Annotated in this window: 20 protein-coding genes and 2 pseudogenes; 12 read left to right on the top strand and 10 right to left on the bottom strand. The window is 37.3% G+C overall.

Features of this window, described 5'->3' with window-relative positions; all coding sequences use genetic code 11:
- Window positions 1–42: 42 nt before the first annotated feature.
- Window positions 43–234, top strand: coding sequence for a hypothetical protein (locus BTR_RS04565; RefSeq protein WP_038473479.1), 192 nt, complete (start codon window positions 43–45; stop codon window positions 232–234).
- Window positions 235–303: 69 nt separating this feature from the next.
- The gene (locus tag BTR_RS04570) at window positions 304–732 is read left to right on the top strand and encodes a type II toxin-antitoxin system HicB family antitoxin (protein WP_012231580.1); all 429 of its coding nucleotides are present in this window, start codon (window positions 304–306) and stop codon (window positions 730–732) included.
- Window positions 733–780: 48 nt separating this feature from the next.
- Here the strand turns inward: BTR_RS04570 and BTR_RS04575 are convergent, their stop codons facing one another.
- From BTR_RS04575 to BTR_RS04600, 6 genes are all read right to left on the bottom strand, one after another.
- Window positions 781–1,329, bottom strand: a complete 549-nt coding sequence (locus tag BTR_RS04575; RefSeq protein ID WP_012231582.1) for an antA/AntB antirepressor family protein — start codon at window positions 1,327–1,329, stop codon at window positions 781–783.
- 213 nt (window positions 1,330–1,542) lie between these two features.
- Complete coding sequence (locus BTR_RS04580; protein WP_012231584.1) at window positions 1,543–1,920, bottom strand: hypothetical protein; 378 nt, start codon at window positions 1,918–1,920, stop codon at window positions 1,543–1,545.
- A gap of 161 nt (window positions 1,921–2,081) precedes the next feature.
- Window positions 2,082–2,501, bottom strand: coding sequence for a hypothetical protein (locus BTR_RS04585; protein WP_012231586.1), 420 nt, complete (start codon window positions 2,499–2,501; stop codon window positions 2,082–2,084).
- Window positions 2,494–3,597: a DUF1376 domain-containing protein gene (locus BTR_RS04590; protein WP_012231587.1), complete on the bottom strand. Its 1,104-nt coding sequence runs from the start codon at window positions 3,595–3,597 to the stop codon at window positions 2,494–2,496. The genes BTR_RS04585 and BTR_RS04590 overlap by 8 nt, the downstream gene beginning before the upstream one ends.
- A complete protein-coding gene (locus BTR_RS04595; protein WP_012231588.1) occupies window positions 3,587–3,934 on the bottom strand; it encodes a YdaU family protein in 348 nt (115 codons plus the stop codon). The genes BTR_RS04590 and BTR_RS04595 overlap by 11 nt, the downstream gene beginning before the upstream one ends.
- Window positions 3,927–4,403 (bottom strand): crossover junction endodeoxyribonuclease RuvC, encoded by a 477-nt coding sequence (locus BTR_RS04600; protein ID WP_012231589.1) that lies wholly within the window; start codon window positions 4,401–4,403, stop codon window positions 3,927–3,929. Before BTR_RS04600 ends, BTR_RS04595 begins: the two co-directional genes overlap by 8 nt.
- 127 nt (window positions 4,404–4,530) lie before the next feature.
- Here BTR_RS04600 and BTR_RS13395 point away from each other — a divergent pair, with 127 nt between their 5' ends.
- The gene (locus BTR_RS13395; RefSeq protein WP_012231590.1) at window positions 4,531–5,319 is read left to right on the top strand and encodes a hypothetical protein; all 789 of its coding nucleotides are present in this window, start codon (window positions 4,531–4,533) and stop codon (window positions 5,317–5,319) included.
- A 78-nt stretch (window positions 5,320–5,397) separates the two neighbouring features.
- On the opposite strand, the gene BTR_RS04610 is transcribed toward BTR_RS13395, so the two are convergent.
- Window positions 5,398–5,850, bottom strand: coding sequence for a hypothetical protein (locus BTR_RS04610; RefSeq protein WP_012231591.1), 453 nt, complete (start codon window positions 5,848–5,850; stop codon window positions 5,398–5,400).
- A 12-nt stretch (window positions 5,851–5,862) separates the two neighbouring features.
- A complete protein-coding gene (locus BTR_RS04615; protein ID WP_012231592.1) occupies window positions 5,863–6,222 on the bottom strand; it encodes a hypothetical protein in 360 nt (119 codons plus the stop codon).
- 83 nt (window positions 6,223–6,305) lie between these two features.
- Here BTR_RS04615 and BTR_RS04620 point away from each other — a divergent pair, with 83 nt between their 5' ends.
- From BTR_RS04620 to BTR_RS04660, 9 genes and pseudogenes are all read left to right on the top strand, one after another.
- Window positions 6,306–6,923, top strand: coding sequence for a LexA family transcriptional regulator (locus tag BTR_RS04620; protein WP_038473481.1), 618 nt, complete (start codon window positions 6,306–6,308; stop codon window positions 6,921–6,923).
- 239 nt (window positions 6,924–7,162) lie between these two features.
- Window positions 7,163–7,537 (top strand): hypothetical protein, encoded by a 375-nt coding sequence (locus BTR_RS04625; protein ID WP_012231594.1) that lies wholly within the window; start codon window positions 7,163–7,165, stop codon window positions 7,535–7,537.
- Between the two features lie 63 nt (window positions 7,538–7,600).
- Window positions 7,601–7,957: pseudogene (locus BTR_RS13765) on the top strand (antA/AntB antirepressor family protein).
- A gap of 14 nt (window positions 7,958–7,971) precedes the next feature.
- Window positions 7,972–8,700 (top strand): annotated as a pseudogene (locus tag BTR_RS04635) (Rha family transcriptional regulator).
- Window positions 8,701–8,712: 12 nt separating this feature from the next.
- Window positions 8,713–9,030: a hypothetical protein gene (locus tag BTR_RS04640; protein ID WP_012231595.1), complete on the top strand. Its 318-nt coding sequence runs from the start codon at window positions 8,713–8,715 to the stop codon at window positions 9,028–9,030.
- Window positions 9,031–9,041: 11 nt separating this feature from the next.
- Window positions 9,042–9,611, top strand: a complete 570-nt coding sequence (locus BTR_RS04645) for an LbetaH domain-containing protein (protein WP_012231596.1) — start codon at window positions 9,042–9,044, stop codon at window positions 9,609–9,611.
- Between the two features lie 73 nt (window positions 9,612–9,684).
- On the top strand, window positions 9,685–10,506 hold the full coding sequence (locus BTR_RS04650; protein ID WP_038473484.1) for an ERF family protein: 822 nt from the start codon (window positions 9,685–9,687) through the stop codon (window positions 10,504–10,506).
- 1 nt (window position 10,507) lies between these two features.
- Window positions 10,508–11,131 carry a lambda exonuclease family protein gene (locus BTR_RS04655; protein WP_012231598.1) on the top strand — a complete coding sequence of 208 codons (624 nt, stop codon included), beginning with the start codon at window positions 10,508–10,510 and terminating at the stop codon, window positions 11,129–11,131.
- Between the two features lie 78 nt (window positions 11,132–11,209).
- Complete coding sequence (locus BTR_RS04660; RefSeq protein WP_012231599.1) at window positions 11,210–11,413, top strand: helix-turn-helix transcriptional regulator; 204 nt, start codon at window positions 11,210–11,212, stop codon at window positions 11,411–11,413.
- Window positions 11,414–11,606: 193 nt separating this feature from the next.
- On the opposite strand, the gene BTR_RS04665 is transcribed toward BTR_RS04660, so the two are convergent.
- Together BTR_RS04665 and BTR_RS04670 are read right to left on the bottom strand one after the other, a co-directional pair.
- The gene (locus tag BTR_RS04665) at window positions 11,607–12,644 is read right to left on the bottom strand and encodes a tyrosine-type recombinase/integrase (RefSeq protein ID WP_012231600.1); all 1,038 of its coding nucleotides are present in this window, start codon (window positions 12,642–12,644) and stop codon (window positions 11,607–11,609) included.
- An 8-nt stretch (window positions 12,645–12,652) separates the two neighbouring features.
- Window positions 12,653–12,871 (bottom strand): hypothetical protein, encoded by a 219-nt coding sequence (locus BTR_RS04670; RefSeq protein ID WP_012231601.1) that lies wholly within the window; start codon window positions 12,869–12,871, stop codon window positions 12,653–12,655.
- Window positions 12,872–12,979 lie beyond the last annotated feature (108 nt).

Here is a 12,979-nt window from a genome sequence, read left to right on the forward strand (position 1 = left end):
TTTTTGTGCGATATTGGTTTTATGAAATTAAGGGGAGGCTAAATGAAACGAGAAGCGCTGCTTAGAGAGTTACGCAAAGAAGCCAGAAAAAGAGGTCTTCATTACAGTGAAGCTCCAGATGCAGGCAAAGGGTCACATTATTTGGTAACTTTTGGAGACAAGACAACTGTTATAAAATCGGGTGAATTAACGCCACTTTATGTGAAGATAATAAAAAAACAATTGGGAATATGAAATTTATAATTCAAATGTTTTTAAATTTTCGTTTCAAAAGCATTTTGATCATAGTGAGGAGACCTAAACATGGAATATACGTATCAAGCAAAATTTGAAACTGATCCGGATGGTGGTTTTGTTGTGACTTTTCCGGATGTACCTGAAGCAATAACAGCTGGAGAAAATAGAGTAGAGGCATTAGAGAATGCTGTTGAAGCTTTAGGGTTGGCATTACGGAGCTATTCTATGCGTGGTCTACCTTTACCTGTACCACAGCAATATAAAGGTCTTGTAGAGATTACGGTAGATGCGTGGAATGCTCTTAAGCTTGCAGTGGTAGAAGCCTTTAATGAAGCGAATATTACAAAAACAGAATTGGCACATCGTTTGGGTAAAAAAGAAACAGAAGCAAGACGCATTCTTGACCCCAATTATCCAACGAAGCTTCAAACTTTAGAGCAAGCACTGAGTGTTCTTGGCAAGCAAGTCGTTATTACAATCAAAAACGCGGCTTAACTATCTCCTCGTCTTTGAAGACGAGAAGATAAAATCATGTTTTTAAATCTAAGCAGCTCTTACGACAGATTTTTCTAAAACCTGTTTTGCTTCTTCAATGAGTGTTTTATACTGTTTGCTTTCTTCTACCAATGTAAAGGCTTTAACAAGATGCATGTGGAGAGGTCCATAAATGTAAACAGCTTTTTTAGTTGGAGACATTTTATCCCAATCTTTTGGAAAATCAAAGCGTGTATCACGGTCATAATCAACAGATTGGCTTTTTAACTTTTTCTCACACTCAATAAAGTAACGACGAGCTTGTCTGCCTTTCTCATTGCGTTCAACCATGGAAAGTTCTTTTGCCATGTCTAGAGTAAGATGATATTCTATGACTGTAACAGCTCTAGATTTTGCGCTTCCCAATTTTGGGAACCGCAAATCTTGTGTTTTTATAAAGTCTTTACCTTCTTCAAATGTATATTGATTAATACGATCTGTAATCCAAGTAGCGAAACGTTTTCCTATTTCCATGAATGCATGTAATTCACGCGCATTGACCGTTTGCACAATTTCTTGTTCAATAATTTTTTCTGATATTTTAATGAGTGTGTTCATAATATTGGTTCCTTTGTTTTAAAAGTTTAAGTATCCAGGGCTAAAACAACCGAACCAATTCAGTCCTTCACATCTTTAGGTTACCCTTGGACATACACGTGAAGACCCTGGAATAATAAAATGAAGGGCAACAGATCTTTCGGGATACTGTTGAACCGATTGGTTACAGGTGTTTTAAGCCTGCCTCGTAACCTAATGGCTTTTAAAAATTTGTCAAGTTGTTTCTGATATGAGTTGGTATCTAATCATTGTTTTTTCAGAAGCTTCCGATAACTTTTTAATCTCTTTATTGATCTCATCTATAAGAGGTTCGTAATTGAGAACGCTTTTCGGAATAGCACCACCGTAAACCCATGCTTTCACTTGCGCTTTGGTGCTAAAATCTGCCTTTTCTGGTATGGTGTAATACTGACCGCCGTCAAACTTTTCACACTCTCTTGTGCCGTCTTCATATTCGTAGAGATTATAAAAATACTCTGCCGCCCCATCTCCCCAAGGAACATACCCAACAGCCGTTGCAATAAATTTTTTGTGCATTTTTTGTATTGGCTGTTTACGTTTTTTAAAGAATCGTCGTTTTAATATTTCCATTTTAATTTCTATTTTTACCAATAGGTTAATTTGCCTCAAATTTGACCGTACAGAGCGTTTTGCATTACATATGTGTTTTCATCATAAAATCTTTAAATCGCTTTGTACGGCGCTTTTTATCGATTTAAACGCATATCTAATTACAAAACCATCAGCTCTTTTCACTGAAAAGGATTTAAACCAATCTCCGTTTTTTCAAGCATTTGCATCAGTTTATCCCATTTTTCAGCAGAAACAGGTTCTCCTTTCGGCTTAATCTCTGGTCTATCGAGTGAGGTAAATATCCCTTTAACAGTAGTTCGAATATCGTCTTCAAGCTTTTCACAGTAAAGCAGAAGATCAGCAGAAGCGGGCATGAATGTTGTCGACAAGCCTTCTGCTTTACCCTTCATCACATCCCTTGTTGCGGTTTTGATTGCCCAACGGCTTAAACCATCGAGAGAAAAAAGATAAGCAACAGCTGTGGCTTTTTCATCTTCTCCAGGTTGGCTTTTAAGTCCACCAGAAAGCATGAGAAACATAGCTTTTATTTCTTCCTCAGAAGCTTTTTCATCAAGCATTTGCAAAGCTTCATTACCCAACGAGATAATTCTCTCCGCTTCTGCAGGTGATGGCTTTTTGCCCGCTAACCAATGGAATGGAGGGTTTTGCATCATCCTCGAACAAAAATTTGTACGGACTGTCTGCATTTTTGAAATCGGACATGTGTTGTGTAATTCTATAGGCACGACCGCGCTGTTGTCCTGTTTGGGAATTGGTTTGTGTTCCATAATTTTCTCCTTGTTTGTAATCCTTTGCATTTCTTACCCAGTTACGCCACGTTGCTTGCCAATCGGTTTTGGTTGCATTTGCTCCAGCTTTTGAACGCCAGTAATCTCGAAACTTTGCGATTTCGACTTTGATACGCTCTGGAGGCAAGCCCTCTGCAATGGCAAAATCGTAATCGGGTTCGAAATCATCCGGTAATCGACAGCCTCGATTAGCTTTAACCCGCTTGGCTTTTTCCGGAATGCTTTCTTGCTCGTGAAGGGGTGGGTGGTTGGTCTCTACCGTTTCGATTTGCTCTGCATGGCTCTCGAGATCATGAACCTCGATTGGCTTGTGAACCAAATCGGTTGTTTGTAAATTTTCAGAACCAATTTCTTTTTTTGCTAAAACGATAGTTTTAGTTTTTTTATTATATATGTTATTGTTATTGTTAATGGCATCATTAAGCATTGCTTGTGCATTGCTAAAATCCCCACAAGCATCATGCTTAGCATCCTTAAGCATACCGTTAGCATCATGCTTAGCATTTTTAGCATCACTCATTGTTTTTGCTTTATGATGTTTTTCCCATTTTGCCTGTGCTGCTTTCTTTGCTCTCTCTGAAAACTTATTTAAATTTTCGTTTGAGTTATTGAGTTCTTCTTCAACATCTGAACTCCACAAACGTCCATCTTCTAAACAAATGATGTGTCCGGATCTAAATAAATAATTTAACGCCTTTTCAAATCTTTTTACTGAACAACAAGTAAAATGAGATAATATTCCTGCATCATTCAAAAGAGGCTCACGCGTGTGTAACATTCTTATCCGCAACTTCACATAAACATTGACTTCCATAGGTGGTAAATCAGAGAGTTTAAATAGCCACTGGTCTGTATTAAGTCTCGTCCAAGCCAATTTAGTTGACATATTTTACCTCCTTTTCTTCATTATTATTAGAGGTAAAATTATCTAGCTCTTCACTGAAGTTATTAAGCTCTTCTTCAACGCGCGTATTCCACAACCCGCCATCTATCTCAATAAGTTTATCATTTCTCATGAGATATTCGACAATCGTTGCAAATTTTTTCTGCGAACAATTGCAAGCACGTGCAAGCGTTTGAAAGTCTGTTTTAATTGGTGCTTTTTTATCATACATGCGAACGAGAAGCGTCATATAAGCCCCCCTTTGCTCCAATGTCATTCCATCTGTACCACTTATCCAGTCATACAAATGGAATCTTATCCATGGCATACCATTAGACATGTGTGCCCCCTTCTTTCTTTAAATATAAAATTGCTAAAGCATCTGCTTCATTATCATCTTCAGGCGCGTGCCCTTTTGCACGCATTACCTTAATCATTTCTTCTTTTGAGGCGTTTCCTTTTCCTGTCGTCGCTTTTTTTATCGTACAAACTGGAATGCCTTCATACGGTATCTGATGATGTTCACACCAAGCTGTTAATGTTGCTAGAAAGCCCCCATAAACATGAGAAGCGTCTGTACCCACATGCCGGCGTACTTCTTCAAAATACACCGCATCAATGCTGCCTACTGCCTGCTTTATTTCTGATAGACATCTCTTAAAGCGTAAGTAACGCATACCACCGCCTTCAAAACGGCGTGGCTGGAAATTCATGACACCACTGACGATGTGACCATCAGCACCACAAATAGCCCAGCCAGTCTTGCTACCTAGATCAAGACAGAGAATGGTTCGCGTGTTATTGATCATAATCCCCCCCTTAAGGCTGTTGTGTATTTATGCGTGCGTTATGACAGAGCGCGTTGCGATTGCCTGTCTTGCAAAAATGTTTTTGAAAAAGTAACCTCCCAACGATTCTAAAAAATTGGGGGGAGTTATGATGCAAGAATTGATAAAGATATTTCTTACAGGTTTACTGTCATTTATAGGATCACTTTCAGTAGCGCTTATTTTAAGAAATAAAGACCGTAAAGAAGCAGCCAAAATCCGCAAAGATGATTTAGAAAAAGCTGCAAAAAAACGAGAAGAAGATAGAGAATGGATAAGCAAGCAATTTGCAGAAAGCCAAGAACAGACGACAGCCCTTAAAGAGCAAGCGCAATCGATAAAAGATCTTGCCAAATGGTCAGAAGAACATATTAGAATTTTGTTACGCCCTTCAAGGAGATACCTAGAGTGGGAAGCGTGCACCGATATAATAGACCGAAAAAGTGGTCTCTTATATGGTGAGCTCACATTGAAGGTTAGAAATCTAACAAAAAAAGATATTTTAATAAAAAACATACAAATAACGGAACACTGCTCCTTTGAATTTCTTGAAAATGCTTGTCGATTTGATGAGGGGAGGTCTGATAAGTGGCGGTCTGATCTATCAAAAGAAAAAGATCCTGTCGTCATTAAGAGAACAACACCCAAACGCATTTCTTTAGATCCCAAAGAGGTCAAATCGAATGCTACATTATCGTTTACTTTAGATTTATTTCGTATAACTGATAGTGAGTGCATTGTTCTTTACTTCCTATTAAGCATAAGCGAATCTGAATACAATGCTCACAACATTGTAAATTGTACTCTTGAATATACTTCACCCAAAAATCCAGATGAATTAATCACTGATTATTTCTGGGCGTTAGAAACACCTTACAAACACCTTTATTGCGATTAAACAGACCTATTATGAAGTTAATCCCAAAGATCCGCTTTTAATTAACGACCCTCATTTTTGGTTCAGATGACGCAAGAATTAAAAAACTTCTCCTGCGAAAAGAAAATCTCTCAATCTCAGTTCTTCTTTTTTGTTGATTAACTCAATGAGTTTATTATTTAATTCATCAATTAGCTCCATTTGTGAAGCCAACTTTAATCTTTGTTCATACAGTGTCTTATTTTTTTGCTTAATTAAAGTGGATAGGTTTTCAAGTACTACTCGCTGTTGTTCAATTGACTTATCTCGCTCTGCAAGAGTGGCTTCATGCCATCTCATCCAACTATCAAATTTTGACTTATGCCATTCTTCTCGTTTTTTAAGAATTGTTGTGTGAGTTTCGTGTCGTTTCACAAGATCTTCTATGCTACAATCACGATCCGCTATCCGTGCAAATTCTTTCACAAATTTATCTCCATTCTTCATTTTCGTATTACAACCTATTAATCTACAAAGCTGCGTATAGAGTTTCTTCAATATCCCGTTTTTCATGATCTTTCTTCTTTAAGCCTGTGAATTATGCTGTGGGTGTTTGTTGTTGTCTGTAGAATTATTCATACAAATTGCCCCATTCGATGTTGTAAATTTCTCCGTTAAAGAAATCGTACTTTTTCTTTTTTCTGTTATTAGAAGAGAAACACCATGAGATTTATTCTCATACATATGAAGAAACCAATCTAGTGTAACCCAAGGTGGACCTTTGGATTCAGACAATTGGATAATTATGTTCCAATATTTTGGAGAAATACTATTGCGATCGCGCATTTTACGTGCAGCTTCATAGCTACAACCGATTTCCTTCGCAAATTGACCTATAGATCCCCAAGACTCAATCAAATTTTTGACATAAAAATTATTAACCATGATCAAAATAGTACATTACGTACAATTTTAAATCAAGATAAAATAGTACACAATGAATGAAAAAAATAGTAGATAATGTACGAATGAGTTATTTGCCAAAAGATAGACTTAAAATAGCGCGTAAAAATGCTGGGTATGCAACACCGAGCGAGGCTGCACGCGCTATATCAGCTCTTAATCAAAATACTCTAATTAGTCATGAAAATGGAAATCGTCCTGTTTCTCGACAAAAAGCCGAACTCTATGGACAAGTATTTAACGTCGATCCGGGATGGATTTTATATGGTGAATCTCCTCAAGAAAATCCTAGTCTTAATATAAGTATTCCTCTTATTTCATGGATTAGTGCTGGAGAGTTAAGCGAGCAAGATGGGATAATGGATTTTTCAGATTATCCTATGACAGAAGCTGTTAATCTTCCGGCCGGTGAATGGATTGCGTTGCGTGTAGATGGTGCATCCATGAATAAAATTAGTCCTCCAGATTCCATAATACTTGTAAATATGCGAGATAAAAAGCTTGTACCTAATGCTTGCTATGTAATTGCAGATGAAACTGGGCAAGCTACATATAAGCGATATAGACCAAATGATAATCCTCCTTTTCAACCTGCTTCGTACGATAAAACAATAAAAGCTCCAAAACTTGAAGGTGCCATTTCTATAATAGGTCGTGTACGACGCACTATTCTTGATATGTAAGTACAATTAAGATTCTCTATTTAAATTATCAATTAGATGCCATCAGCAAGTCATAGCAGATTATTAATTCTACAATAAACTGCATACTTATTGATTCTTAAATTAGTCGATGATTCGTCATTTTTTAATTTTTTTGAAAAATAGTACATTTTGTACCCGACTGTATTTCATTCATATTGTACTAATATATCCATAAATTAACACAAACTATTGCCAAGGGGCGTTAGGGAGGGGAAATTATGGAAAAGCCAATACTTATTCATTCCAATGAAATCTTATTAGTTGCCTACGATAAAGAGCAATACATTGCAGAGTCTGGACCACTTGATGCAAGCCAAGTTCTAAGCATTGTTGATGAGGTAGATGATGCAATCCAAATCTTTCGCATCAATCCTTCTGAGAAGAGTTGTGAAGATATCTCTGAAGATATTGCAGAAGCATATGTAGAAGCAAATATTGAAGATCTCTATGAGGATAGTGAGGTTCATTACTTTATACGCGAAAGTGATGTTTACAATAGACTTTTAGACGAGATTGCAGACGAAAAATATAATGATGAGTTTTACGGTACTTACGAACAACAACACCGTTTGCGTCCTTGTGATGTACTTTAAAATTCTTAAGGGCGTTTGAAAAAGCGCCCCTTTTTCCCATCAATAATTGATTAGAGTAAACTTATGAACACACATGATAATGATAGTGAAGGATATCTCATACCTGAAAACGAGGCAGACAATAGTATTGGTTATGTCCAAATGGTCAATGCCCATGTCATGCATAGGTACTTAAATTTAAAACAAGATTTTAATACTTGATTTAATGATTGTGTTGAAAAGCTTGATCTAAAAGAAGGTGTGGATTTTGTTTTTACAAAACAAGAATGGAACAAAAAAAAGATTTGTCCAAAATCTGAAATAGAAACAGATAAAACCGATAATCATCACTTCAAAATTCACGCAGCAAAGAAAATCGCTCAAACAGAACGCCATAGAAACTATGGCAGAATATTATACCAAGACTTGTGTTTTCATTAATTTAGGAAGTGATGATGCGAAACTTTATTACAACATCTGAAAACAATTTTCAAAACACAACAGTTCAAACAATGTCTAGTCGTGAAATTGCAGAGTTATGCGGTAAGCAACATGCGCATATTATGCGTGATATTCGGCAAATGTTAGGAGAATTATATCCTGAAGGGGGGTAATCCAAATTTGGATCCACCTATTTAGATAAACAGAGTAAGCTCCAAAACTGCTACAACCTCCCTAAACGTGAATGCCTCATTTTAGTTTCGGGTTACAGCATGACATTACGTGCTAGGATTATAGATCGTTGGCAAGAATTGGAAAAGCAAGCAGTAACACCACAAATCGACTATTCAAGTCCAAAGGCTATGATTGGCTTTTTGAATTACCTACAAGGTCAAATAGATCAAAAAGACACCAACATTGAAGATTTAACACCAAAAGCCATGGCTCTTGAAAGCTTACAGCGCCATGATGGGCTCTTTGGTCTTACAGAAGCTGCTAAAATACTCGAGATGCAACCAAAACAATTCATTCAATTCTTACAGCAAAAAGGGTGGATTTACAGACGCGCAGCGGGTGGAAATTTGCTACCGTATCAAGACAAAATCCAAAAGCAACTAATGGATTGTCCAACCATCACGTTTCAAACCGCCAGTGGAATAGAAAAAGTCATTCCTTGCGCAAAAATCACAGCAAAAGGCATTGGTGTGTTGTCTCAAGAACTTAAACGACAAAGCATACATTAAGAGGAGGCTATCATGATAAAAAAGAAATATAAACTCACTGATGAAACAATCCAAATTGATGGAATAACGCTTTATCGCATACGCGCCTTAAAAGATTTTGATGATGTCAAAGAAGGCGACCTTGGTGGCTTTGTCGAGAGTGAATGGAATCTTAGCCATGATGATAATTGCTGGGTTGGAGGCAATGCTTGTATTTATCAAAATGCATATATCTCTGAAAATGCCAAGGTTTATGATGATGCCGAAGTTTATAATAACGCAAAAGTTCGTGGTAATGCCATAGTAGCCGGCGATACAGCATTTTATGGAAGTGACGCTATTTTAAGGTAGGGGGATAAATCATGGAAAAGAAATACGAACTTACTGATGAAATAAAAGAATTTTATGATGCAAAAACCGATAAAAGTAAAAAACTTTATCGCATACGTGCATTAAGAGATTTTAGAAATATTAAAAAAGGTTACTTAGGCGGCTATATACAAAAAGAAGACAACCTATCGCATGAAGGCGATTGTTGGGTTTGGCATAAAGCTATGGTTTATGGTGACGCTAAAATTTTCGGCAATGCACAAGTATTTGAACGCGCAAAAATTACAGGCAGGGCGCGTGTTTATGAAAATGCAAAAGTTTGCGGTGAAGCATATGTTGAATATGATGCGCAAATTTACGGCAATGCACAAATTTATGGTGAGGCTCGAGTTTTGGGCCATGTTTATGGCAATGCCCGTGTCTATGGAGATGCTTATATAAGTGATAAAGCACACATTTCCGGAAATATGAAAATTCTAGATGGAGTATATATTTTCGATAATGTAAATATTTTTGGTAATCTTGAAATTCGTGGACGCAATTCAATCATCTGCGAAAGTGACTATTCAGCAAGCGATATAAGCTACATAAGCCGTTTCTAGCAACACAAACCAACTTTTAACACATGCGTGATTCACGCCACGGGTGAATTGCGCTCCAATGGAGGAAAGCAAAATGAATGAACAAAACACGAACTTAACAGAAGTAAACAAAACAAACGATTATGAAATCAAACCTACAGCTATGGAACTTATTTTAGAAAGAGCTTTAGAAAATGATGTTAATCTGGATCGTCTCAAGAGCCTTCTCGAATTACGAGAAAAGGAGATAGAACGACAAGAGCGCAAGAACTTTGTTCGTGATCTTTCTACTATGCAAATGGAATATCAAAAAATACATAAAAATGCTACAAACACCCATACAAATAGCCAATATGCTACGCTTGATAAATATCTTGATGCCATAAAGGATAGTCTTTCAAAATATCGCTTTTCCTTGTTTTCTCGTATCAAAGAGCAGAATTCAAATGCCATAACTGTAGAAATGACTTTAAAGCATATATCAGGCAATGAAATATCAACACAAGGAACATTTCCTTTTGACACTACAGGGAGTAAAAACAACGTACAAGCAGTTGGTTCTACAATCACGTACGCACGTAGATATCTCTTAGGTATGCTTCTTAATATTGTGAGTGAAGATGATGATACAGATGGAAATCCCCCTATCAAAAAGGCATTTCCGCAGCAAATCAATGAAATCAGAAGACTCATAGTGCAAACCCAATCAGAAGAAGCAAAGGTACTTGATTATGTGAAAGTCGAAAATCTTGCCGATATGTCTGAGGGACAAGCCCAAATCGTTTTGCATCTTTTGAAAGATAAACAAAACAAGCAAAAGGCTCCAAAAGAACAATCTCTTCCACAACAAAAGAAGATAGACGCACCTATACAAGATATTGAATATGCACCAACACAACAACAAACGGCGGTGTGAAATGAAACAAAGAACAGAAGAATGGTTTCAAGCCCGTCTAGGCAAAGTCACCGCATCAAACGTTTATAATGTACTCAGTAAAACAGCGAGGGGAACCCCTACAAGCAAATATGAGAACTATAAAATCCAACTTATGACAGAGCGATTAGCAGAGAAAGTAAACCAGTTTTATACGACACCTGCTATGCAATGGGGCATTGAACATGAAGAAGATGCCTTGAGAGAATATGAATTCATTTATGACACGATTGTCACAAGATGCGGATTTATCGAACATCCCACAATCAAAATGGCTGGTGCAAGCCCTGATGGTTTTATTGGCGATGACGGTTTAGTTGAAGTCAAATGCCCGCAAAAAAATACTCACCTGCGCTTTTTTATAGATGACAATATAAAGCCCGAATATAGTGCGCAAATGCAGTTCCAAATGGCTTGCACTGGACGAAAATGGTGTGATTTCATTAGCTATAATCCGCATTTTGTAGGCAAATCACTTCACTTGCGCATGAAAATCAAACGCATCCACCGTGATGAAGAACAAATTGAACAGATTAATCAAGCGATTGAAGTCTTTTTAGAGGAAATAGAGCAAGAGATGGAAAAGATCTCGACAAAAGCTGCATGAAGTTATGGGGGTGCTCTCTCCTCCCAGCACCCCCACCCATTTAAGTAATAAGTAATATAAAAATAGAAAGATAATGAGATGATATTTGATGATGGCGATAGATATGTAACAACCCGTGAATGTGCACAGCTTTTTAGTGTATCAACCACAACGATTCGCAATTGGGTGCTTCAAGGGGAGTTTCCGCAACCCTATAAGCTAGGAAGAGCCGTAAGATGGAGAAAAAAGGAGATCTTAGCCTTTACTCCAAAGAAAAATAGGGAACAAACAACAACAAATTAAGTAAAATTGTATAAACTACAAGAGGTGGTCTGAAAATTACTGTTTAAAGGAAAAATATATGTATTTTAATAACTTAAATAAAAAAAATGGTGCCCCCAGAGAGCGAAAAGAAAGCAAATAAAATCAAAAAATTATGTTGAATGTAAGGGAATACCCGAGTCTTGATTCTATTACGTTTTTTTGTCTCTACTCCCTAACTTTTTTGGAGCTTTTTTATAGCTTCAAGAGCTAGTCTTTTACGATCTGCGCTCTTTGTATAAAGAGATGCCATTTGATCTTCTGTCCAGCCAAAAATTGCTTTGAGTTGTGAAACTGTTGCTCCAGAATTTGCTGCGCGTGTAGCTGCTAATTTTCTCAATCCATGGGCTGATTTTTTAATTCCAGCCGCATTACAAGCGTCTCTAAATGCATTACCAAAGCTTTCTTTGATAAATTTTTGATTAGTTTTACTACAGATAAATGTTTCATTTCCAATAGGACCAATTTTAAGAGTCTCTGCTAATTCTGGTAAAATAGGCAGAAAAACATCTGTTTGATATTTGCTTTTCTCTGTCTTGAGGTGAATGATATTATCTTTGACGTTTTTCCAACCAATACGAACCGCATCACCACGGCGCAAACCCGTGTAAAGAAGAACATCAATCCAAACCCGTTCATGGGTACCATGTGACCAGCGTTGGTAATATTTCTCAACATCATCTTCTGTCCAAACAGCAAATCCGTCTTTATTGTTAAGAGCTGGTCTTTTTACTCCTACTGTTGGATTACTTTCCAAAAGACCTTGGTCAATCGCCCAATTAAAAAGTCCATTAAGTGCTTTCAGAAAGTTTCTAGCCATTGCCGGTGTTTCTTTACGGCGTTCAACACCGGCTACGATATGTTTTTTTTCAATTGCTTGGTATGGGATATTTCCTATGCTATCGCATACCTTCATAAGAATGAGTTCTTTTTGTCTTTTCGTAGCTTTAGCAAGGCAATACCAATCAGAGCTATTAAAATATTGTTTAAGCAGCCATGCAAATGACCCTTCAATCAGTTTTCCGGTTTTAGGTTTTGGAGGGATTATGCCTTGTAATTCGGCAAGTGCGCTTTTGTAGTTGTCAACAAACTCTTGCGTTCCATAGGTTCCGCGTATTCGAATACGTTTTCCATGACCAATACGTACATACCATATGATTTTGTTATGGCGTGTGACTTCTTTTAGAAGATAGGGGGGGCGTGGTTTAGGCATGATCAATTTTACATCTTAGAGAGTGCGATTTCGTAATATTCATTCTTTGACAAATCTAAAAGTGTGTCTGGATGGCTAACGGAATTTGGTATTGGAATATCTGCTTTCAGATAGATAAGCAGTTCACCGGTAGGTTTGATTTCTATGAGTTCGCAGCCTTGCTTTTTTGCTTCTCTTAAAGCTCGTGCAATGTCTGCTTGCGTTATGATAGCTTTACGAGGCGCCATATCTCTTCTCCTTACATTGAGACGCAATTCACTCGTGTGGTGAGTCACGAATTGATTAAAAATTGTTAGGAAAGGGTGGGGGTGCTAGGAGGCGTTGGTGAGGATAAG

The organism is Bartonella tribocorum CIP 105476 (assembly GCF_000196435.1).
GTDB lineage: Bacteria > Pseudomonadota > Alphaproteobacteria > Rhizobiales > Rhizobiaceae > Bartonella > Bartonella tribocorum.